The sequence below is a fragment of the Streptomyces sp. NPDC055103 genome (assembly GCF_053607625.1).
The window spans coordinates 1-21548 of sequence record NZ_JBSGTX010000091.1; the positions used below are offsets into that span (position 1 = coordinate 1).

The following is a 21548-nucleotide window of genomic DNA, read 5'->3' on the forward strand; positions in this document are numbered from 1 at the left end:
CACGGTGCCAGCGCCACTGATATCGCGGTGTCGAGACCGGCCTTGCGGACGGTCTCGACCAGCAGCACGCTCCCGGCCTGCGAGACCACCGCCCGGCCGCCGCCCTCGATGCGGACACGCGGGTAGAACCCGATACGCTTCTTCACCTGGAGAGTGCTTCTTCCCATGCAGCCAACAGGACCCTAGGCAAGTCCCATCGTTGCAGGTCAGGAGCACTCTCCGCTTATTTGATCAAGCTTCGGACAGCCCACCTCGTGAAAGCGCGAGGCTAGGGCGGCGACGGGGTTGGGGACGGCTTGAGTACAGGTCTCCCCGCCCGCCGATTGCTCTTGGCCTTCTTGGTCTGGTTGAGGACCCAGCGGCCCGGCTCGACCGATCCTCGTTTCGCCCGGGTCCGCAGCACCGGCCACCGATTGGGCTTCTTGATCGCCCTTGGGCAGTTTCGGTTCCGCCGAGCTGGGAGCAAGCGGCTGCGTGCCTCCTGCCCGGCCTCAACGAGGGAGCGGGCGAGTCTGGCCGTAGTGGCTCCGAGCTGGGATGGAACGCTTCGGCGGATAATGCGGACGCACTTCAGATAAGAGACCCGGTCCGCGTCCACGGCGGGTCTGGCGAGGGCTGCGGCATGGGCGAACCGGCGGATCGCGTGGTGGACGGCGAGGTAGGCCCACAGCTCCTGCCGGACGCCTTCCGGCGTGCGGGACCGGATCGGCCCGCCGGGGCCGAGGTGATTCTTGATCTCATCGAAGGTCAGCTCAACTTCCCAGCGTTCCCGGTAGAGCGCGACCAGCTCGGCCGCCGGGTACTGCTTGGGATCCAGCAGCGTCGTGCCGAGAAAGGCCACCTTGTCGTTCTTCGTGAAGGTGATGACGCGGTAGATCGTGTGCTTGGGCAGGGTCCGGCCCTCCCGCGCGGCTCGGAGCCGGACTTCCTTGCCCGGACGCGCCATCGACAGGTACGAACCGTCGGGAAGCTTCTCCTGGGGGGTGCCGAGGTGATTAGACTGGAGCCTGACCAGCAGGTCCGCGCCAGTCACGGTGAAGGCGTGCGCGAACTCGACCGACCAGAAGTCGCGGTCGGCGATGACCAGGTCTCCCGAACCGGTGGAGCCGGCCAGCTGGTAGGCGAGGCTCCGTTCGCCGTCGCGATAGCCGCCGAGGCGGGCATCAAGCACTCCGTGTGTTCCGATCTCGGCGAGGACCAGCGCCCTTACCTGGGGGAACCCGAAGGGGAGGCCGCCCGTGGTGGAAGGGCCGTCGAAGGTGTCGCCGTTGCTCACCGAGTCGGGGAGGTCGAACTGGGTGCCGTCCAGGGCGAGCAGCCGTAGTCCGCGCCACCATGCCCCGGGTGTGTCCGGAGTGGCGAGCGGACCTGCCACCTCTCTGAACAGGGTCTCCAGCACGTCCTCGCCGAGCCGGGACCGCGCTCGGCATAGCGAGGACCGGTTCACCCTGGCCAGGGACCGGCTGCCCGGTATCCCGCTGGTCAGCACGCGCAGTACCTCCTCGTACGACTCCCGGGCGAACAGGCACAGGGCCAAGACGAAGTACACGACCAGCCGTGCCGGTAGGAGGCGGCGGCGTTGTTCGGCTCGGTCGTGCTTGGCTATTGCCGCGTCGACCAGCTCAGCGGTGAACACCTTCGTCAAGATCCCGAACCGCACCCGTTCCCCGGCACTGCTCTGCCCCTCCACACAAGGTCAACGGCACTTGACGCTCTGGGGGCACGGGCGCATCGGGTCGGTCGCTTCTCAGCCCTTGCCGATGTCGAGCACTGCGACGAGGCCCTCAAGGATCCCGGCAAACTCCTCCACCGGCATCTCCGCCACGAAGACCACGCCCGCGTCCTCAGGATGGCTGAGCAGGTGCTCCTGACGCCAGAACTCCATCGTGATCACCAAATGGTCCTCTTCACGGAACAGGTGCGTCGTCACGTTGTCGGTGGTGGGCCCCCACAGCAGGGTCCGGAACTGGCTACGCAGCCCGTAGTCGGCCTCGGTCTCATCGTCATCGCCCGCACGGTGCATGAGACGCCGGTGTGTGGCCTCGGCGGACATGCCAGCGAACGGCACGGGGGAGCCTGCGCCCGATCGCAGCCAGGCGGCCGTGGCCAACACATCACGGCGGAACTGCGGGATGTAAGCCGTGTTGTCGTCGCAGGTCAGCCACTTGCCAGCGGCCCAGAGGTCCACTCGGCGCAACTGGCCTTGCTCGCCGACCTCGGCGGCGAACCTGAGCTTGTCTCCCAGAACCATGTTCACGTCAGTGACCGTCGCAGGTTCAGCCCTTCACACACAACCGAGTACCCCGGCAGCATCCGTTCGCATGTCATGCGGGACTTACTGCCGCCTGTTCCGTGAACAACGCCGCATGACGCGAACAGCTAAAGCAACTGCATTGGCCTTCCTCGGCCCCTGGCTCGGTCGCCGCCTCCGCGGCCGCTCGTCGGGCGACGGCCGCCGGGCCAAGCGCCCGGAGCTGTCGCCGGTGACGGTGGTCCGGGGCGGGTCGTTGCCGGTGGAGGGCGGTCGTCAGTAGGTTCGGGCCGATGGGCGTGAGCGACCGGGGGTGGCAGGTGAGCGGGACCGGTCCGGAACCGGACGACGAGCAGAGAGCCGGCCTTGAGGGCTTCGCCCGGATGATCACCGAGCGGTTCGGGCTCGACACCGACGAGTACCGCCGCCACGGGTCGTGCCGGGCCGAGCGCGGGCCCGACGGCGACGCGTGGACGCTGGTGTGGACCGACGGACCGACGGTCGAGCAGGTGCTGCGGGCAATCGAACCGGAGGGCGACGGGGACGGGCCGCGCTGTCGGCGCCTGCTCTCCGAGGAGACCGTCGCCCTCGGCGCCGTACGGCTGGCGATGGCGGGTGCGACCGGTGGTGGCCGTCAGGGGATCACCCCGGAAGCCGTGGAGCGGCTCTGGTACGACGTGCCGTTCCCGAGGCCCGTCACCGAGCGGGTGCGCGCGCTGGTCCACGCGGTGGTCTACGAGGCCCACGACAACGCGCGCAGCAACCGTGTCGCGGACGGCCGGATCTGTGACCTGGTGGCCACGGCGGGCCTCGCGTGGTTCCTGAGGCGCACGGGCGTCGCGCTCACCCCCGCGGAGTTCCTGACGGCGCGGTACGCCGCGGCCCACGGCCACCCGGCCTGGCGGCACCGGCTGGAGCCGATGGCCGTGCCGACGCTCCTCCGGGCGGTCCTCGCGGACCGGCGGGCCTCGCCCGAGCTGCTCACCGCGGCGCTCGACCTCACGGCCGAACGGGAGGACGGCGCGTACGACTCCGCCGCGACCGAACTGGCGGAGCGCCTCCGGCGCCCGTGGCCGTGACCCCGCCGCCGTCGGTCCGGCGGCGCTCAGCGGGGCAGGGTCTGGGTGACACACCACAGGCGGCGGGGCAGTTCGCCCTCCTCGAAGGCGTGGACCTCGTCCAGGATCCAGCCGTCGGCGAGGGTGTCGACGAGCTCGCGGGAGAAGAAGTGCACGGCGAAGCCGCCGTGTTCGTGGATGTCGTCGCCGTGGCCGATTCCGGTGCCGTAGTGGGCGTCGCCGGTGTGGCGGGCGGTGTACACGAAGGTGCCGCCGGGCCGCAGGGCCCGGGCGACCTCGGCGACGACGGCCCGGATCTCCTCGGTGGACAGGGCCATGCACAGCAGCATGTGCGCGAACACGGCGTCGACCGACGCGTCCGGCAGCGGCAAGGGGTCGCGGACGTCGTGGACGGCCGTGGTGACGCGCTCGGCCGTCCCCCGGGCGAGCGCGGCGCGGCGAAGTTGTTCCAGACCGGTCGCCGAGAAGTCGGTGGCCCGGACGGTGAAGCCCTCGGCGGTGAAGTACAGGGCGTCACGGCCGTGGCCGGCGCCGAGCTCGAGCACCTCACGAGCGCCTGCGGAGCGGAAGACCGCGGCCGCGTGGACCGCGGGCGCGGACGGCTCCTCGCCGTACATGCCGGGATGGGCGGCGTACGTGCTCTGCCAGTGCGCCCGCTGGGCCGCGGCCAGCTCCCGTTCGTCGCCCGCCATGGCCCTCGCCCTCTCCGTGCCGGTCCGTGAGTCGATCGTAGGCCGGACGGCCGGACGGCCGGACCGCGACCTCGCCAGGCCGGGACGCTCGGTGACCGACCGGAACGCTGGGTCACGACTGGATGGGCGACTCGGTGCGCGTGGCGCGCTTGACAGTAAAATCGAACATCCATTCTGATGGAAGTCCGGCCCCTGGGAATCGCGGGCTTGTCGGCGAGTTGTCCACAGGCCGGAGGGGACGTCGGGGCCCATTGTCAGTGGCAGGGGTTAGCGTCTTTCACATGAAGCGATCGACTCAAGCAAACCGGGTGGAACCCATGGCAGGAACCGACCGCGAGAAGGCGCTCGACGCCGCGCTCGCACAGATTGAACGCCAATTCGGCAAGGGCGCCGTGATGCGCATGGGTGACCGTGTCCAGGAGCCGATCGAGGTGATCTCCACCGGATCGACCGCCCTCGACATCGCGCTCGGTGTCGGCGGCCTGCCTCGCGGCCGTGTCGTGGAGGTCTACGGTCCGGAGTCCTCCGGTAAGACGACCCTGACGCTGCACGCCGTGGCCAACGCCCAGAAGGCCGGCGGCCAGGTCGCGTTCGTGGACGCCGAGCACGCCCTCGACCCCGAGTACGCCAAGAAGCTCGGCGTCGACATCGACAACCTCATCCTGTCCCAGCCGGACAGCGGCGAGCAGGCCCTCGAGATCGTCGACATGCTGGTCCGCTCCGGCGCCCTCGACCTGATCGTCATCGACTCCGTCGCCGCGCTCGTCCCGCGTGCGGAGATCGAGGGCGAGATGGGTGACTCGCACGTGGGTCTGCAGGCCCGTCTGATGAGCCAGGCGCTCCGGAAGATCACCGGCGCGCTCAACCAGTCCAAGACCACCGCGATCTTCATCAACCAGCTCCGCGAGAAGATCGGCGTGATGTTCGGCTCGCCGGAGACCACGACCGGTGGCCGCGCCCTGAAGTTCTACGCCTCGGTGCGTCTCGACATCCGTCGTATCGAGACCCTCAAGGACGGCACGGACGCGGTCGGCAACCGCACCCGCGTCAAGGTCGTCAAGAACAAGGTCGCGCCGCCCTTCAAGCAGGCCGAGTTCGACATCCTCTACGGCCAGGGCATCAGCCGCGAGGGCGGCCTGATCGACATGGGCGTGGAGCACGGCTTCGTGCGCAAGGCGGGTGCCTGGTACACGTACGAGGGCGACCAGCTCGGCCAGGGCAAGGAGAACGCCCGTAACTTCCTGAAGGACAACCCCGACCTCGCCGACGAGATCGAGAAGAAGATCAAGGAGAAGCTGGGCGTCGGCGTCAAGCCCCAGGCTCCGTCGGCCGAGTCCGCCGCGGACGCGGCGAGCGGTACGGACGCGGCCGGCGCGGACGACGCCGCCAAGACCGTCCCGGCACCCGCGACCAAGACCGCGAAGGCGACCAAGGCCACCGCGGCCAAGAGCTGAACCGGTGACCGGTCGCACCGAATGGCCGGGTGACGGCCCCGACTCGTCGAGGGCCGAGAAGGAGCCGTCACCCCAGGATCCGGCTGAGCGGGCGCGCGCGATCTGCCTGCGCCTGCTCACCGGGACCCCCCGCACGCGCAAGCAGCTGGCCGACGCCCTGCGCAAGCGGGAGATCCCCGACGACGTGGCGGAGGAGATCCTCTCCCGCTTCGAGGACGTCGGGCTCATCGACGACGCCGCCTTCGCGGGGGCCTGGGTGGAGTCCCGCCACCACGGCCGGGGCCTCGCCCGCCGGGCCCTCGCCCGCGAGCTGCGGACCAAGGGCGTCGAGCCGGCTCTCATCCAGGAGGCGGTGGACCAGCTCGACTCCGAGCAGGAAGAGGTCAGGGCGCGCGAGCTCGTCGACCGCAAACTGCGCGCCACCCGCGGTCTCGAGAGAGACCGGCGTCTGCGCCGCCTCGCCGGGATGCTCGCCCGCAAAGGATATCCCGAGGGCATGGCCCTCCGCGTCGTCCGCCAGGCGCTGGAGGCCGAGGGCGAGGACACGGACGGGCTGGACGAGTCCTTCTGACCCCCGAAGTCCTTCTGACCCCCGAGGGGGAGGGGGAGGAAGGACTCGTCCGACGGTCAGCTGGGAGTAGTGGGGAGCAGGACCGGGAGGCCCGCCGCCTTCCAGGCCTGGAACCCGCCGATGAGGTCCGTCGCGCGATGCAGTCCCAGGCGGCGGAGGGACTCGACAGCGAGGGACGAGGCGTAGCCCTCGTTGCAGAGCACGACCACCCGCAGGTCGTGGCTGTCCGCCTCCGGCGCGCGGTGGCTGCCCAGCGGGTCGAGCCGCCACTCCAGCTCGTTGCGCTCCACGACCAGCGCGCCCGGGATCAACCCGTCCCGTTGCCGCAGGGCCGCGTAGCGCGTGTCCACGAGGAGCGCGTCACCCGCCTCGTACGCCTCGTGGGCAGCGCGGGGATCGATCCGGTCGATGCCCGCGCTGACCCGTTCGAGCAGCTCGTCGATCCCTACTGGCGCCTCCGTCACTCGCGCCTCGGCTGCTCCCGCCCCGGGTACTGCGACCTCGGGCGCTCCCCCGTCGGTCACCCGCGCTTCGGGTACTGCCGCCTCGACCGCTGCCGCCTCGGGTGCTCGTTCGCCGTTGACTCGTTCTCCGGTGAGGCCTTCGCCGGGCGCTCGCTGTGTGCTCACGGCCAGTCCTCCGGGCGCTCGACCTGCTCAAGACGGAGTACCGCGCCCGCCCGGCTGAACCGCCGGATCAGCGGGAGCGGCGGGTAGTACGCGTGCACCGACACCGCGTGGGTGTCCGGGGAATCGTTGAGCACCTCGTGCACGTGGTGACGGCCGAAGGCCCTGCCGTCGCCCTCCGACAGCCGACGGGAGCGGTCGAGGCCTTCGGCCGGCTCCAGGGTCCTCCAGCCGCTCGCCGGCAGCCGGACCGCGAGCGCGTTCTCGGTCAGCGCCCCGCGCGCGGTGGCGAAGGCGCCCAGCGACTCGGCGTGGTCGTGCCAGCCGGTGCCCGTCCCGGGCGGCCAGCCGATGAGCCAGGCCTCGCTGCCGCCGGGGCCGTCGACCCACGTACGGCCCTCGGGGTCGAGCGGCAGGGAGTCGACCAGTTCCCGGTCGGCGGCCGTCCGGCGGACGAAGTCGAGGAGTTCGGCCGCCGTCGGGGCGACGGAAGGGGGTGGGGAGACGACGAGGGAGGGGGCGGGGACATGCTGGGGCACGGATGACCGTCCTGAGGTTCGCGACGAGCGCGCGACGGCACCGGGCACACGGACGGACGTCAGTGGCGGGGCGCGCGCGGGGAAGGGAGCGAAGTCAGCAGGAGGGGCGACACACGCAGCCCGCGTAGCGGACGAGGTCCATATGGACCCTCCGCCACAGGCGCACATCGGTGTCGGTCACGTTCCGGAGTACACCATGCGCGCCCGCGCGGAATCAATGCACGTCCACCGTGTGGTCGCTGTCGGCGGACACTTCGGCGGGGACCTCGGCGGATTCCTCGGAGTTCTTCCCGGCGGTCTTCCCCACGGTCTTCCCCGCGGCCGTCTCGGGGGCCGCGTCGGCGGTGGCGGACCCGCCGCGGGCCGCGTCGGCCGCCGCGTACAGCTCCTCAGGGCGGACCCCGGAGAACGACGCGACGAGGTGTCCGTCGGGCCGGACGAGCAGGACGGCGTGGGCCGGAGCCCCCGGATACGCCTCGGTCACCAGGACCTCGGCCTTCGCGGGGAGCGCGCGGACGGCCTCTTCGAGCCGGGGCATCACGCCGGCGCCGCGCCAGTGGCGGCGGTCCCACACACCGGTTCCGGGGGCCACGAGGAGGACCAGGAGCCTGCCCTGACCGAGCCGGTCCCGGAGCCGTACGGTCGTGCCGTCCGGGGCGGTCACCCGGACGTCCTCCACCGGGGCGCCCGTCGGAGTCCCCACCGGGGTCTGCCCTTCGGTGCTCGGAGGAGCCAGGGGGGAGTGCGGGTACGCGGGGGGCGCGCCGAGCGGGCCGCGCCCGACGTGACCGTCGGTCAGCAGGGCGTCGTGGCCGCGCGCGGCGCCGAGGAGGTACGTCCGCAGGCCGCCGCCGCCGCGCAGCACGGGCAGCGACTGGTCCGCCGCGCGCAGCCGGGAGGCGATGGCCGTCCGCCGCTCGCTCTGGTAGCTGTCGAGCAGCCGCTCGGAGGCGCCGTGGTGCCAGGTGTGGGCGAGCTTCCAGGCGAGGTTGTCCACGTCCCGGAGCCCCTCGTCGAGGCCCTGGGTGCCGACCGCGCCGAGCAGATGGGCCGCGTCCCCGGCGAGCAGCACGCGGTCGACCCGCCAGCGCCGGGCGAGCCGGTGGTGCAGGGTGTGGACGCCGGTGTCGATGAGTTCGTACGGAGGTGTCACCCCGTCGCACCAGCCGGCCAGGGTCTCGCGGATGCGGGTGACCAGCGCGTCCGGGGTGACGAGGTCGCCGCGGGGCGGGAGCAGCCAGTCGATCCGCCACACCCCGTCGGGCAGCGGGCGGGCGGTGATCTCCTCGCCGGCGCCCCGCCACGGGGGCTGACGGTGCAACAGCGCCTCGCCGGGCCAGGGGAGTTCGGTACGCAGCGCGGCGACCGCGTGCCGCTCCACCGCCGTGCGGCCGGGGAAGCGGATGCCGAGCAGCTTGCGCACGGTGGACCGGGCTCCGTCGCAGCCGACGAGGTGGCTGCCGCGCCACCACGTGCCCTCCGGGCCCCGGGTGTGGGCGACGACCCCGTCCGGGTCCTGCTCGATCGTGTCGAGCCGGGCCTCGGTGACGAGCCGGACGAGCTTCTGGTGGGCGATCGCGTCGCGCAGCCCGCGTGCCAGGGCGTGCTGCGGGATGTGCAGGGGGGCGGCCGGGTCGGAGGGGGCGTCGGGGTCCTCGGACCACTCCTCCGTACCACTGAGTCCCAGGTCGAGCGGGGTGTGGCGGGTCACCTGGCGGCGGCGCACGCTGCGCCAGCCGACCCAGCGCACGCCCTCGTCGCGGAGGGTGGTGCAGCCGAGGCGCTCGACCATCGCGGCCATGTCGGCGCGCAGGACCGCGGTCCGCGCGGGGCGCGGTTCCTCCTTGCCGGTGCCCTCGTCCAGGACGACGCTGGGCACGCCCTGCGCGGCGAGCGCGAGGGAGAGCGCGAGGCCGACCGGCCCAGCGCCCACGATGATCACCGGGTCCACGGCGCGGCTCCTGAAGGCCGGACGGTCATGAGGGCAGCACAGCTGAGTGTGGCACGAGCCCGGTGGTTGATCACAGACCGTATGCAACCCACTGAGGGTGCTTGCGTCAAGCGACGGGGTGGGCGCGGTGCGGTTGACATGAAGTCAGTACCGCTCCGGCCCACCCCTGTTGTCCCACGGACCCCTTCGGGGTCAGGCGCCGCTGACGGCGTCCGTCTTCACCTCGGTCGCGCCGGCCTGGGCCGGGAGGGTCACCGCGGCGGACTTCTTGCCCTGCCGCAGACGCTTCTCCAGGCGTCCGGCGAGGCTGGTGAGGATGCCGTTGATGACGATGTAGATCAGCGCGATGACGACGAGGGTGGCGATCGTGTTGGCGCCGTAGTTGGCCGTGATCTGCCGGTTCTGGCTGAGCAGCTCCTCGAAGCCGAGCAGCGCGCCGCCGAGCGCCGTGTCCTTGACGATCACGACGAGCTGGCTCACCAGGGCCGGGAGCATCACGGTCACGGCCTGCGGGAGCAGGACGTACAGCATGGTCTGGCCCTTGCGCAGGCCGAGCGCGACGGCCGCGTCGCCCTGGCCTCGGGGCAGCGAGAGCACACCGGCGCGGACGACCTCGGCGATCACCGAGGCGTTGTAGAGCACCAGGCCGGTGACGACCGCGTACAGCGGTCGGAAGTCGGAGCTGATGGTCGTGAACTCCCGGTACAGGGCGGCCGCGAACATCATGAGGAGCAGCACAGGGATGGCGCGGAAGAACTCCACGACCGCGCCGACGGGCACGCGGACCCAGCGGTGGTCGGAGAGCCGGCCGATGCCGAGGACCGCGCCGAGGGGCAGCGCGATCAGGATGGAGAGCGCGGCGGCCTTGAGGGTCTCGACGATGCCGGGCAGCAGATACGTCGTCCAGACGTTGGCGTCGGTGACGAACGGACTCCACTTGTTGGCGTCCAGCTGGTGCTTCTCGTTCAGGGCGGCGAGCACCCACCAGGCCACCAGGGCGAGGACCGCCAGGAACCCGATCGTGTAGACGATGTTGCGCCGTTTCGCGCGCGGGCCGGGAGTGTCGTACAGGACGGAGCTCATCGCTTCACCGCCAGTCGCTTGGCCGCCCAGCCCAGGATCAGGCCGGTGGGGAGGGTGAGAACGATGAAGCCGAAGGCGAAGACGGCGAAGACGGCGAAGAGCGCGTCCGCCTCGTTCTCGATCATCTCCTTCATCAGGAACGCCGCGTCGGCGGCACCGATGGCGGCTGCCACGGTGGTGTTCTTGGTGAGGGCGATCAGGACGTTGGCGAGCGGGGTCACCGCCGCTCGGAAGGCCTGCGGGAGGACCACCAGGGTGAGCACCTGGGTGAAGCTCATGCCCAGTGCGCGGGCGGCCTCGGCCTGGCCCGCCGGGACGGTGTTGATGCCGGAGCGGAGCGCCTCGCAGACGAAGGTGCCGGTGTAGGCGACGAGGCCGAGGACGGCGAGCCGGAAGCCGATGCCCTCGGAGCGCTCCCCGCCGAGCGTGATGCCCAGGGTCTGGTTGAGGCCCAGCAGGCAGCCGACCAGGACCACCGTCAGCGGGGTGTTCCGGACGACGTTGACGTATGTGGTGCCGAAGACGCGCATCAGCGGGACCGGGCTGACCCTCATGGAGACGAGGGCGGTGCCCCAGACCAGCGAGCCGATCGCCGAGTAGAGGGCGAGCTTCGCCGTCACCCAGAAGGCGCCGAGCAGGTCGTACTGCCCGGAATCAAGAAAGTCGAACACGATGCCCGCGCTCTCCCCTGGTGGTCGGTCGGTGTGGAGGCCGGTGCGTGGGCAGCGGCCGGTTCCGGTGTGACGGCCGCCCCTGCGCGGGGCGGCCGTCACGGCCGGAGCGGGTCAGGTCAGTTCTCGACCTTGGGCGCGGGCTCGTACTTGTAGCCGGACGGGCCGAAGTGCTCCTTGACGAGCTTCTCCCAGGTGCCGTCGGAGACCATCTTCTCCAGCGCCTTGTTGATCTTGCCGCGAAGGTCGTCGTCGCCCTTCTTGACGCCGATGCCGTACTTCTCGTCGCTCATCCGGAGGCCGGCGAGCTTGAACTTGCCCGCGTGGTCCTTCTGCGAGGCGTAGCCCGCGAGGATCGAGTCGTCGGTGGTGAGGGCGTCGACGGCCTTGTTCTCCAGGCCGGTCAGGCACTCGGAGTAGCCGCCGAGCTGCTGGAGGTCGGCCTTCGGGGCGAGCTTGTCCTTGACGTTCTGCGCGGAGGTCGAGCCGGTGACCGAGCAGAGCTTCTTGGCGTTGAGGTCCTCGACCTTGGTGATCGAGCTGTCGTCGGCGCGCACGAGCAGGTCCTGGTGGGCCAGGAAGTACGGACCGGCGAAGTCGACCTCCTTCTTGCGCTTGTCGTTGATCGAGTAGCTGGCGACGACGAACTTGACGTCACCGTTCTTGATCAGGTTCTCGCGCTCGGCGCTGGGCGCCTGCTTGAAGTTGATCTTGTCCTCGGCGTAGCCGAGCTCCTTGGCGACGTAACGGGCGACGTCGACGTCGAAGCCGGCGAACTTGCCGTCCGGGGTCTTCAGGCCGAGACCCGGCTGGTCGAACTTGATCCCGACGTTGATCTTGTCGCCGTTGCTGCCGGAGTCGGAACCGGTGCCACAGGCGGTGGCGGTCAGGGCGAGGACGACGGCGGCCGCGGCGGCGGCGGAGATGCTGCGAAGCTTCATGGTGGAAGGTCCCTTGAGTAGGCGTGAGTTGGGAAGAATAGGTCCGAACTCGCTCAGTGGTGAAGGATCTTGGAGAGGAAGTCCTTGGCCCGGTCACTGCGCGGGTTGCTGAAGAACTCCTCGGGCGACGCCTGCTCGACGATGCGTCCGTCGGCCATGAAGACGACCCGGTTGGCCGCGGAGCGGGCGAAGCCCATCTCGTGGGTGACGACGACCATCGTCATCCCCTCCTGGGCCAGTTGCTGCATGACCTCCAGGACCTCGTTGATCATCTCGGGGTCCAGCGCGGAGGTCGGCTCGTCGAACAGCATGACCTTCGGGCCCATCGCGAGCGCGCGGGCGATCGCCACGCGCTGCTGCTGACCACCGGAGAGCTGCGCCGGGTACTTGTCCGCCTGGGTGCCCACCCCGACCCGGTCGAGCAGGGCACGCGCCTTGGCCTCCGCGGCCTTCTTCTCCGTCTTGCGGACCTTGATCTGGCCCAGCATCACGTTCTCGAGCACCGTCTTGTGCGCGAAGAGGTTGAACGACTGGAAGACCATGCCGACATCGGAACGCAGCCGGGCGAGCTCCTTGCCCTCCGCGGGCAGCGGCTTGCCGTCGATGGTGATGGTGCCGGAGTCGATGCTCTCCAGTCGGTTGATCGTTCGGCACAGCGTCGACTTGCCGGACCCGGAAGGCCCGATGACGACCACGACTTCGCCGCGGGTGATCGTCAGGTCGATGTCCTGGAGGACGTGCAACGCGCCGAAGTGCTTGTTGACCTCGGACAGGACGACCAGATCGTCCGCGCTGCGCGGGGCGTCCTCGGGACCCTTGGACACTGACACTCCGCTCATGGGCCTCTTGCTCCGTCCTGCTCGGTTGGGGAGGACACTAGAGACCCGATGAGACGACCGTCATCAGATCTGAGCGGAAATTGAGGATAACGATCCGGTCGCAAGCGGACACATCGCGTGAAGCCGACGCCCCGGGCGTACCGGGTGGATAACAGAAACGTCGGCGTAACAGGGGGAGACTTGACTGCGACGCCGGTGATCGGCGTTCATGCCCTGGTACCACCTGGTACACAGAGAGCCGTCATCAGCACATCACCACGGAGGAGGTACGCATGCGACTGCTGCTCGTGGAGGACGACGACCACGTCGCCGCCGCCCTCTCCGCCATCCTGGCCCGGCACGGATTCACCGTCACCCACGCCCGCAACGGCGAGGAGGCGCTCCAGGCCGTCCTGCCCACGGCGCAGGGCGAGCGACCCTCGTACGGGGTGATCCTGCTCGACCTCGGCCTCCCCGACCAGGACGGCTACCAGGTCTGCGGCCGCATCCGGAAGCTCACCGCCACCCCGGTGATCATGGTGACGGCCCGCGGCGACGTACGCTCCCGGATCCACGGCCTCAATCTCGGCGCCGACGACTACGTCGTCAAGCCCTACGACACCGGTGAACTCCTCGCCCGGATCCATGCCGTCAGCCGGCGCAACGCCGGAGCCGAGGAGACCGCCGGCGCCTCCGGATCCGCCGAGGGAAACCTGCTGCGGCTCGGCTCCGTCACCATCGAGCTGCCCACCCGGCGCGTCAGCGTCGACGGCGAGGCCGTCCCCCTGACCCGCAAGGAGTTCGACCTGCTCGCGCTCCTCGCCCAGCGCCCCGGGGTCGTCTTCCGCCGCGAACAGATCATCAGCGAGGTCTGGCGCACCAGTTGGGAGGGGACCGGCCGCACCCTCGAGGTGCACGTCGCCTCCCTGCGCTCCAAGCTGCGGATGCCCGCCCTGATCGAGACCGTGCGGGGCGTCGGCTACCGCCTGGTCGCCCCCGCCGCGTAACCCCCGGCCGGTCCACCCGTGCGCACGAGACTCCTCCCCCTGCTCATCATCCTGATGGCCGGGGTCCTGCTCGCCCTCGGCTTCCCACTCGCCGCCAGCCTCGCCGCCTCAGAGCAGCAGCGGGTCGTCGTCGACCGGCTCGACGACGGCGCGCGGTTCGCCGCCCTCGCCCAGTTCGTCAGCGAGAGCAGCCCCGGCACCGACGAGCGGCGCACCACCCTCAAGGGCGAACTCGCCAGCTATCACGACGTGTACGGCATCCGCGCCGGCATCTTCTACCGCGACAACCGCTCCATGGCGGCCGCCCCCGAGGACTGGATCGTCCCGTACGAGGGCGAGGGCAGGCGCGCCTTCAAGGAGGCGCTGCTCGGGCGCCGCAGCCACGACCCGCCGCAGGTCTGGCCCTGGCAGGACCAGGCGCGGCTCACCGTCGCCTCGCCGGTCGTCCGCGACGGCGACGTCGTCGCCGTCGTCGTCACCGACTCGCCCACCGGACAGCTCCGTTCCCGCATCCTGCGCGGCTGGCTGCTGATCTTCGCGGGCGAGGCGGCGGCGATGCTGGTCGCGGTCGGCGCCGCCTTCCGGCTCACCGGCTGGGTCCTGCGGCCGGTCCGCGTCCTCGACTCCGTCACCCACGACATCGCGACCGGACGGATGAACTCCCGGGTCGCCCCGACCGGCGGGCCGCCCGAACTGCGGCGTCTGGCCCAGTCGTTCAACGAGATGGCCGACAACGTCGAGGACGCGCTCGAACAGCAGCGGGCCTTCGTCGCAGACGCCTCCCACCAGTTGCGCAACCCGCTGGCCGCGCTGCTGCTGCGGATCGAGCTCCTCGCCATGGAACTCCCCGAGGACAACGAGGAGATCGCCTCCGTACGGACCGAGGGCAAGCGCCTCACGCAGGTCCTCGACGACCTCCTCGACCTGGCGCTCGCCGAGCACATGGCGGCCGAACTGCGGCTCACGGACGTCGGAGCCCTCGCGGCGGAGCGGATCGCGTCCTGGCGGCCGGTCGCCGACGACAAGGGCGTCCTGCTGACCGGGGAGTGCGGGGCGGTGACGGGGTGGGCGGATCCGGTGGCCCTCTCCAGCGCGCTGGACGCGGTGATCGACAACGCGCTGAAGTTCACCCCGCCGGGGGAGGAGGTCATGGTCACCGTCTCGGTGCCCCCGGGCGGGGAGAGCGTGGACGTCGTCGTGGCCGACCAGGGGCCCGGCCTCACGGAGGAAGAGCTCGGCCGTGTCGGCGACCGCTTCTGGCGCTCGGGCCGGCACCAGAACATCAAGGGGTCGGGGCTCGGCCTCTCCATCACGCGCGTCCTGCTGACGGCGGGCGGCGGCGGCATCACGTTCGCCCCGAACGAGCCGCACGGCCTGCGGGTCACGGTCACCGTCCCCCGGCACGCACCGTCGGATCGGCGCGGGCAGGGCGGCCTCACCGCGCGGTAGCGCTCACGGCGGGACCAGCACCGACGGCGCAACCAGCGCCCAGGGCACAACCACCGCTCACGGCAGGACGGGACCACCGCCGACCGCGGCGGTGCCGGGCCCGAAGGTCAGGGCTTCACCGAGCGGTAGTAGCGGCGGGCGCCCTCGTGGAGGGGCAGGGGCTCCGTGTAGACGGCGGTCCGCAGGTCCACCAGCTGGGCCGGGTGGACCTGGCTGCCGATCCGGTCCCGGCTCCTGATCACCGTACGGGTGAACCCCTCCACCAGGTCCGTGTCGGTCTCCACCGTCGTGACCAGGAGGTTCGCCACGGCCAGCGTCTCGACCGGCCGGCCTGCCTGCGCCTTCGCGTACGAGTCGGCCGGGATCACCGCCGACCGGTAGTGCCGGGTCGACCCGCCGACGTCGTGCAGCCGGTCGACCAGGGCCGCGTCCAGCGGGATCAGCCGCACCTCGAAGCGCTCGGAGAGGCTCTGCACGGCCAGGGTGGGCAGTCCGCCCGACCAGAAGAAGGCGTCGAGGTCGCCGCTCTCCAGGTGCCCCGGCATCGTGTCGATGCCCGCCGCGACCGCTTCGACGTCCCGTACGGGCGTGAGGCCGGCCGCCGCGAGGACCCGGTCGGCGATCAGCCGCACGCCGGACCCGTCCTGGCCGACCCCGACCCGCAGCCCGCGCAGATCCCGCACCGTCCGGATCGCCGAGTCCTTGCGGACGACCAGCTGGACGTAGTCGTCGTACAGCCGCGCGCAGCCGCGCAGCCGCTCGAAGCCCGGCTTGCGCTCCCGCTGGTACTGGGCGACCGCGTCGGCCGTCGCGATGGTGAAGTCCGCCTCGCCCGAGGCCACGCGGGCCAGGTTCTGCTGGGAGCCCTCGCTGTCCGTGAGCGTTATCGACACCTCGGGGAGGTCCTCGGCGAGGGCCTGCTTGAGAAGCCCTCCGTATTTCTGGTAGACGCCGGTGGGCACACCCGTACTGAAGGTGACCGAGCCGCTCGGGACGGGGGAGCCGAAGGGAACCAGCCACCACACGAGCACCCCGCACACCGTGAGCAGCGCGGCCGAGAGCGCCAGGAGGCGGCGGCGGGCGGCACGGGAGAGGGCGGCGGGCATGGGGGCGATCCTGCCAGCTCACCGCCGTCGCTGGCCAGGGACGGCCGGTGTGAGGCATTCGCGCGGGGGCCGGCGAGGGCCCCCGCGCGAGGTGTCACCCGATGTCACCTGGTCTTATCCGGCACCATCCGATGTCACCCGTTCTTGGGCGACGCCGTCCGGTGTCACCCGGTCACACCGATATCAGCCGGTATGGTCCGGTGTCCTCGGCTGCGTCAGTACGCGAATCCCGACTTGCCCGTCCTCGTCGTGGCGACATGGGTGATGCCGCTGCCCGGAGGGAGGGTGACGGTGGCCCCGGGGGGACTCGCGGGCGTGGTCGTCGAGCCGTCGCCCAGCTGCGCGACCGCGTTGGCGCCCCAGCCGATCACCGAGCCGTCGTCCAGCGCGGCCAGTGTGAAGTCGGCGCCGCCCGCGATGTCCTGCACGCCCTTGAGGCCGTCGAGGACGACCGGGGTGGTGCGGTTGGCGTTCGTGCCGTCGCCCAGCTGCCGGGCGGTGTTCTTGCCCCAGCCGGCGACGCTGCCGTCGTCGAGGACGGCGAAGGAGGAGGACGAGGTGGCGAAGATCCTCGCCACCGCGTCGAGGTAGGCGACGTCGACGGGCTTGGGCGCGTCGGTGACGGAGTCGTTGCCGACCTGGCCCTCGGTGTTCTTGCCCCAGGCCTTGATCGTGTTGTCGGCGGTCAGCGCGAGGACGTGGTCGCAGCCCACCGCGATGGCTTCGACGTTCTCGACGTCGGGGACCTTCTGCGGGGTCTCGCGGTTGGCGGTGCTGCCGGTGCCGAGGCGTCCGTTGGCGAAGGAGCCCCAGGTCCAGACCGTGCCGTCCTGCCGCAGCGCGACGCTGAAGTCGCAGCCGGCGCCGACGTCCTTCACCTTGCCCAGGCTCTGCACGGGGATCGGGGTCTTGTACGGGTTGGTGGTGTCCTGGCCCGTGCCCAGCTGCTTCGAGGCGTTGCTGCCCCATGCGTGGACCCGGCCGCCCTTGACCGCGAGGACGTGGTTGAGGCCGGCGGAGACCTCGCTCACGCCGGAGAGACCGGCGACGGTGGCGGGGAAGCTCTGCGAGGTCGTGGTGCCGTTGCCTAGCTGGCCGGCCGCGTTCTCGCCCCAGGCCCGTACCCGGCGGTCCCGGGGTTCGGTGGCGACGGTCGCTTCGGTGGGGGGCAAGGCGAGCGCCGCGAGGGAGAGGAGCGCGGAGACGCCGCGCACGCGGGCGTACGTCATGGGAGCACGCCCCCGCTCAGTACGCGTACGTCGTGTTGCCGCCCAGGGAGACGGCCACCGCCTTGATCGCCGAGCCCTGGTTGAGGATCTTCACCGACTCGTACCGCGAGACCGTCGTGCCGTTGCCGAGCTGGCCCTCGCCGTTGTGCCCCCAGGTGAAGACGTCGTCCGCGGTGACCGCGACGCCGTGCCGGGCGCCCGCCGTGAGGTGCTGGGCGCCTTCCAGGCGCGGGATCTCGACGGGGGCGGTGCGGTTGGTGCGGGAGACGTTGCTGTCGAAGGCCTCGTCGGCCTCCAGGAGCTGGCCGTACTGGTTGTTCCCCCAGCCCCAGACGTGGCTGTCGCTCGTCTTCACGTAGTTGTGGTGGGCGCCCGCCTCGATGTCGGAGACGCCCTCCACCCAGTCGACGTCGACGGGGACGGTCGAGGACTTCGTGGAGGAGTTCCCGAGCTGGCCGTAGAGGTTGTAGCCCCAGGACTTGACCGTGTCGTCGGAGGTCAGCGCGAGGGCGTGGTGGCAGCCGGCGTCGATCTCCACGATGTTCTCCAGACCCGTGACCTGCCGGGGTACGGAGCTGGTGGCGCGGTTGCCGGTGCCGAGCTGGCCGTGGATACCGCGGCCCCAGGCGTACACCTTGCCGTTCTCCAGGAGGGCCAGGCTGAAGTCGCAGCCGGCCGAGATCTGCTTCACCTTGGGCATGCCCTGGACGCGGTCGGGGACGGTGCGGCTGTCGCCGGTGCGGTTGTTGCCGAGCTGGCCGTAGGCGTTGTCGCCCCAGGAGTAGACCTGGCCGCTGGTGTCCAGGGCGAGGGCGTGCTGCCCGCCGGCCGCGACGTCCTTGATGTTGTTCAGGCGCGGGACGGTGGTGGGCACGGTCTGGTTGGTGTTGCCGCCGTTGCCGAGCTGGCCGGAGGAGTTGTGGCCCCAGGACTTGACCGTCTTGTCCGTACGGGCGAGGGCGAAGGAATCGGCGGACGAGGTGCCGCCGGCCGACATCTGGTCGACGTCGCCGCGGAAGAGACTGGTGACCGAGGCCGGGCTGAGGCTGTCGCTCAGGGTGCCGTTGCCGAGCTGGCCGGTGCGGCCCGCGCCCCAGCTCAGTACGGTCGGATTCCCTTCGTTGGCGGACGCGGTCGCGGCCGGGGCCAGGGCCGGTACGGCGGTGAGGGCGGCGGCCACCGTGAGGACGGCCGCGGCGAGCGGCCGGCCGCGTAGCGGGAAGGGTACGGAGCGGGGCGCGCGCAGCGGGGTGCGTGCGGGTTCGCGTCGTGAACGGGACATGGCTCTGCTCTCCTTCGACGGGGACATACGGGAGCGCGGCGTCCGGCGGGTGCCGTCCGCGTCCGCGGGGGAGGGCGGAGGCTTACGGGGGCCGGGCGCGGGTCATGCGAACACGGGGTGCCGGGCCCTTGGGCATGGGACGCCCACGGCCGGTGCGACGACCGGGACGGGCCGTCGGGCACATGAGCAGACTGACCGAGAATGATCACCACGGCGAGCGGGAACCGCCGAGACACCCTTCTGACGGACGCCCGTTCGGCGCCCTGTCCCGGGGGCGCACTCACCCGCGACGCGTGCCCGCGAGGAGCGCCGGCGGGCGCCTCCGGCGGGCCGCCGAACGGCGGCGCCCGGCGGAGTGAGCGGCCCGGTCGCGTACGGCCGCCCGCCCTCTCGCGTCCACCCCGGATTCCCTACGAACGGGTGGACCGACGGGCTGGGGCCGCGGCCCTCGAACTCCTCGCCGCCACCCCCTCCAAGGGGTCCCGAGTGCGCTCCGCCGAAGCGGTGAGCGGGCCCCGGCGGGCGCGCCGCACCGTGTGTCCTGCCGTGGCGCGGAGGCCCTGACGGTTAGCGTCGAAAAGCGCTCGGTGATCTTGAGGGCAGTCCCCTGCCCGCCCCTGGCGTCCCGTTCCGAGCGCATCAACTCACCCCTGTCCCAAGGGAGTTCTCATGCCCGCGATGAAGGCATCGCCGCGTCGCGCGAGGTTGGGTGCCGCCCTCCTCGCCGCCTCCCTCGCCCTCACCCTGGCCCCCGCCCTGACCTCGGCCGCCCACGCCGCCGAGTGCCGGCCGGAGGACCAGGCCTGCCAGGACAAGGAGAACAACGCCGCGGAGGCGAAGAAGATCCAGGAGCAGCAGAAGAAGACCCAGGAGGCGGCCGGGAAGGCCGACAAGGAGATCGAGAAGGTCGGCAAGGACCTCAAGGAGTGCGCGCCCGGCTCCAGCTCCTGCATGGAGAAGCTGGCCGGCAAGGGCGGCCGGGAGGAGGACGGCTTCAAGGAGAGATGAACACCACCATCACCACGAACAAGCCGGAGCCCGCCGACAACGCCGCCCAGGCCGTCGAGTCCACCTGCGCCGCCTTCCCCGCCTCCCTCCCGCGGGGGTCGAGCGAGCCGGGACAGTCCCCCTTTCCCGGCCTCGCAGCTCTGCTCCCTGCTCGGCTCCTGAACTCTCCGTCCCGCTCCCTCCCCCGAAGGGTCCCCCCGTCATGTCTCCGCGCCGTCCCCGCGCCCGTCTGTCCGCCCTGGCTCTCGGCCTCACCGCCCCCCTCGCGCTGCTCACCCCGCCCGCCGCCGCCGAGGAGGCGCCCGGCGAGACCCCCACCGCCCCCGTCGCCCGCGCCGTCACCGCCGACGGCCGGCCGACGAGGATCGCCGACGTCCTGGAGTACTGCGGGACCAAAGGAGTGCACCGGCGAACAGGTCGTCGACGGCCAGCCGTACACGGTCACCGGCTCCGGCGGCCCGGTTCGCGAGGTCACCACCGCCGGAGACCCCGACCGCACGAAGGGCAAGCCCGGCACCGGCCGGTGGACCGGGCGCGCCTACGAGTTCACCGCCGGCGAGAACGAGCCGCTGCCCGGGTCACCGACTCCCGTACCCACGTGACCTGTTCACCGATGATCGCCCGCGTCCGGGCGGTCGAGGTGCCGCCGGTCGTCGACAAGACCGTCGACAAGACGACACTCGGCACCTCCGAGGCGTACAAGGGCAACGAACGCGAGAGCACCCTCCGCAACGCGGCCGCCGCCTGCAACGGCGAGAACGCCTGCACCTTCCGGCCCGACACCCGCGCCTCCTTCCGCTACTACGACCGGGCGCGGGTCGTCGGCGAGGCGTTCGTCAACTGCACCCGCAACACCCTGGAGCACTCCCGGCTCCTCTCGTTCTCGGAGCGCGGGCACGACAGCGTCGCCCAGACCTACGCCGCTGCGGGCCTGCCGCTCAACGACGTGGCGAAGCTGCCCACTTCGGGCGTGCGGGAGGAGGACCAGAAGCGCGCCAAGGAGCGGCCCATGGCCACCCAGTTCGCCCTCGCCCACGAGCGGACCTGGCGGCGGGCCTGGCAGTGGTTCAGCGGCGACGAGCGGACCGTCGTGGAGAGGATCCAGCCCGGCGAGGTCAGTTGGGTCGAGCTCCAGCCGAGCCGCGAGCGGGTCGAGGGCTGGCTCGTCAGCAAGAAGGACGACTACCGGCTGCACGCCGTGATCGACGGCCCCTCCCGGGCTGTACCCGACCGGCTGCTTCAGCGCACCGGGCCCATGTCCGAGGCGGAGAAGCGGCGTTGTGCCGCCGCCCGGCCCATGACCACCACGCCGGTCGGCGTGGACGCCCCCGCGAGCTCCAGCGACAAGGGCCTCCTCAGGGCGCCCGCGCCGACGGCTCCCGGGGTGCGGACCGCGCACGGGAGCGCGCCGCTGGACTGACCTTGTGGCCTGCTCCGTACGCGACGGATCAGCCCGGATCAGCCCGGATCGGCCCGGATCAGCCCGGATCGGTACGGATAGGCGCGGATCCCCACGGAGCGACACGGAGGCCGGCTGCGCACGATGACGCGAAGCGCGCGGGGCGACGGAGGGGGCGCGGGGCGTTGCCGATCCGGATCTGCGGAAGCTGAGGGTGCTGAGGGAGCTCAGCGAGCGCGGCACCGTCAGCGCGGCCGCCTGGGCGCTCCACCTCACCCCGCAGGCCGCCTCGCAGCAGATCGGCGCCCTGGCGCGGGAGTTGGGAGTCCCCCTCACCGAACCCTCCGGGTGCAGACTGCGGCTCGCCGGGGAGGCGCGGATCATGCTCCGGC

Annotated in this window: 21 protein-coding genes and 2 pseudogenes; 8 read left to right on the forward strand and 15 right to left on the reverse strand. The window is 71.4% G+C overall.

The features are described 5' to 3' along the window. From ACWFR1_RS35910 to ACWFR1_RS35920, 3 genes and pseudogenes are all read right to left on the reverse strand, one after another. A pseudogene (locus tag ACWFR1_RS35910) lies at window positions 1-146 on the reverse strand (IS1380 family transposase); the annotation flags it as partial. A gap of 122 nt (window positions 147-268) precedes the next feature. Continuing rightward, window positions 269-1690: an IS4 family transposase gene (locus tag ACWFR1_RS35915; protein ID WP_453559082.1), complete on the reverse strand. Its 1422-nt coding sequence runs from the start codon at window positions 1688-1690 to the stop codon at window positions 269-271. A 57-nt stretch (window positions 1691-1747) separates the two neighbouring features. Further along, a complete protein-coding gene (locus ACWFR1_RS35920) occupies window positions 1748-2251 on the reverse strand; it encodes a hypothetical protein (RefSeq protein ID WP_453559160.1) in 504 nt (167 codons plus the stop codon). 293 nt (window positions 2252-2544) lie between these two features. Here ACWFR1_RS35920 and ACWFR1_RS35925 point away from each other — a divergent pair, with 293 nt between their 5' ends. Next, window positions 2545-3330 (forward strand): hypothetical protein, encoded by a 786-nt coding sequence (locus ACWFR1_RS35925; protein WP_453559085.1) that lies wholly within the window; start codon window positions 2545-2547, stop codon window positions 3328-3330. A gap of 26 nt (window positions 3331-3356) precedes the next feature. Here the strand turns inward: ACWFR1_RS35925 and ACWFR1_RS35930 are convergent, their stop codons facing one another. Continuing rightward, the gene (locus ACWFR1_RS35930) at window positions 3357-4022 is read right to left on the reverse strand and encodes a class I SAM-dependent methyltransferase (protein ID WP_453559087.1); all 666 of its coding nucleotides are present in this window, start codon (window positions 4020-4022) and stop codon (window positions 3357-3359) included. A gap of 317 nt (window positions 4023-4339) precedes the next feature. On the opposite strand from ACWFR1_RS35930, the gene recA reads away from it, so the two are divergent. Next, window positions 4340-5476 carry a recombinase RecA gene (gene recA, locus ACWFR1_RS35935; protein WP_453559090.1) on the forward strand — a complete coding sequence of 379 codons (1137 nt, stop codon included), beginning with the start codon at window positions 4340-4342 and terminating at the stop codon, window positions 5474-5476. A 4-nt stretch (window positions 5477-5480) separates the two neighbouring features. After that, on the forward strand, window positions 5481-6047 hold the full coding sequence (recX, locus tag ACWFR1_RS35940; RefSeq protein ID WP_453559093.1) for a recombination regulator RecX: 567 nt from the start codon (window positions 5481-5483) through the stop codon (window positions 6045-6047). Between the two features lie 56 nt (window positions 6048-6103). On the opposite strand, the gene ACWFR1_RS35945 is transcribed toward recX, so the two are convergent. The 8 genes from ACWFR1_RS35945 to ACWFR1_RS35980 all read right to left on the reverse strand — a co-directional run bounded on the left by ACWFR1_RS35945 (window position 6104) and on the right by ACWFR1_RS35980 (window position 12697). After that, the gene (locus tag ACWFR1_RS35945; protein WP_453559163.1) at window positions 6104-6511 is read right to left on the reverse strand and encodes a rhodanese-like domain-containing protein; all 408 of its coding nucleotides are present in this window, start codon (window positions 6509-6511) and stop codon (window positions 6104-6106) included. 161 nt (window positions 6512-6672) lie between these two features. Beyond that, window positions 6673-7212 (reverse strand): cysteine dioxygenase, encoded by a 540-nt coding sequence (locus tag ACWFR1_RS35950; RefSeq protein ID WP_453559096.1) that lies wholly within the window; start codon window positions 7210-7212, stop codon window positions 6673-6675. 94 nt (window positions 7213-7306) lie between these two features. After that, the gene (locus ACWFR1_RS35955; protein WP_311605579.1) at window positions 7307-7393 is read right to left on the reverse strand and encodes a putative leader peptide; all 87 of its coding nucleotides are present in this window, start codon (window positions 7391-7393) and stop codon (window positions 7307-7309) included. 33 nt (window positions 7394-7426) lie between these two features. After that, entirely contained in the window at window positions 7427-9163 is a 1737-nt protein-coding gene (locus ACWFR1_RS35960) for an FAD-dependent monooxygenase (protein ID WP_453559099.1), read from the reverse strand. A gap of 192 nt (window positions 9164-9355) precedes the next feature. After that, entirely contained in the window at window positions 9356-10246 is an 891-nt protein-coding gene (locus ACWFR1_RS35965) for an amino acid ABC transporter permease (RefSeq protein ID WP_453559102.1), read from the reverse strand. Next, a complete protein-coding gene (locus ACWFR1_RS35970; RefSeq protein ID WP_453559105.1) occupies window positions 10243-10917 on the reverse strand; it encodes an amino acid ABC transporter permease in 675 nt (224 codons plus the stop codon). Before ACWFR1_RS35970 ends, ACWFR1_RS35965 begins: the two co-directional genes overlap by 4 nt. A gap of 119 nt (window positions 10918-11036) precedes the next feature. Then, window positions 11037-11858, reverse strand: a complete 822-nt coding sequence (locus ACWFR1_RS35975) for a glutamate ABC transporter substrate-binding protein (RefSeq protein WP_453559108.1) — start codon at window positions 11856-11858, stop codon at window positions 11037-11039. 53 nt (window positions 11859-11911) lie between these two features. Continuing rightward, complete coding sequence (locus tag ACWFR1_RS35980) at window positions 11912-12697, reverse strand: amino acid ABC transporter ATP-binding protein (protein WP_453559111.1); 786 nt, start codon at window positions 12695-12697, stop codon at window positions 11912-11914. Between the two features lie 272 nt (window positions 12698-12969). Between ACWFR1_RS35980 and ACWFR1_RS35985 the strand changes: the two genes are divergently transcribed. Together ACWFR1_RS35985 and ACWFR1_RS35990 are read left to right on the forward strand one after the other, a co-directional pair. After that, complete coding sequence (locus ACWFR1_RS35985) at window positions 12970-13683, forward strand: response regulator transcription factor (RefSeq protein WP_453559114.1); 714 nt, start codon at window positions 12970-12972, stop codon at window positions 13681-13683. An 18-nt stretch (window positions 13684-13701) separates the two neighbouring features. Continuing rightward, window positions 13702-15132 (forward strand): ATP-binding protein, encoded by a 1431-nt coding sequence (locus tag ACWFR1_RS35990; RefSeq protein WP_453559117.1) that lies wholly within the window; start codon window positions 13702-13704, stop codon window positions 15130-15132. A 107-nt stretch (window positions 15133-15239) separates the two neighbouring features. Here the strand turns inward: ACWFR1_RS35990 and ACWFR1_RS35995 are convergent, their stop codons facing one another. The 3 genes from ACWFR1_RS35995 to ACWFR1_RS36005 all read right to left on the reverse strand — a co-directional run bounded on the left by ACWFR1_RS35995 (window position 15240) and on the right by ACWFR1_RS36005 (window position 18749). Then, a complete protein-coding gene (locus tag ACWFR1_RS35995; RefSeq protein WP_453559120.1) occupies window positions 15240-16238 on the reverse strand; it encodes a TAXI family TRAP transporter solute-binding subunit in 999 nt (332 codons plus the stop codon). Window positions 16239-16453: 215 nt separating this feature from the next. Then, window positions 16454-17467 (reverse strand): RCC1 domain-containing protein, encoded by a 1014-nt coding sequence (locus ACWFR1_RS36000; RefSeq protein ID WP_453559123.1) that lies wholly within the window; start codon window positions 17465-17467, stop codon window positions 16454-16456. A gap of 16 nt (window positions 17468-17483) precedes the next feature. Next, window positions 17484-18749: an RCC1-like domain-containing protein gene (locus tag ACWFR1_RS36005; protein WP_453559125.1), complete on the reverse strand. Its 1266-nt coding sequence runs from the start codon at window positions 18747-18749 to the stop codon at window positions 17484-17486. A 669-nt stretch (window positions 18750-19418) separates the two neighbouring features. On the opposite strand from ACWFR1_RS36005, the gene ACWFR1_RS36010 reads away from it, so the two are divergent. From ACWFR1_RS36010 to ACWFR1_RS36020, 3 genes and pseudogenes are all read left to right on the forward strand, one after another. After that, complete coding sequence (locus ACWFR1_RS36010; RefSeq protein WP_453559128.1) at window positions 19419-19757, forward strand: hypothetical protein; 339 nt, start codon at window positions 19419-19421, stop codon at window positions 19755-19757. A 202-nt stretch (window positions 19758-19959) separates the two neighbouring features. Continuing rightward, window positions 19960-21177 (forward strand): hypothetical protein, encoded by a 1218-nt coding sequence (locus ACWFR1_RS36015; protein WP_453559131.1) that lies wholly within the window; start codon window positions 19960-19962, stop codon window positions 21175-21177. Between the two features lie 187 nt (window positions 21178-21364). Next, window positions 21365-21511, forward strand: a pseudogene (locus ACWFR1_RS36020) (helix-turn-helix domain-containing protein); the annotation flags it as partial. Window positions 21512-21548: the final 37 nt, after the last annotated feature.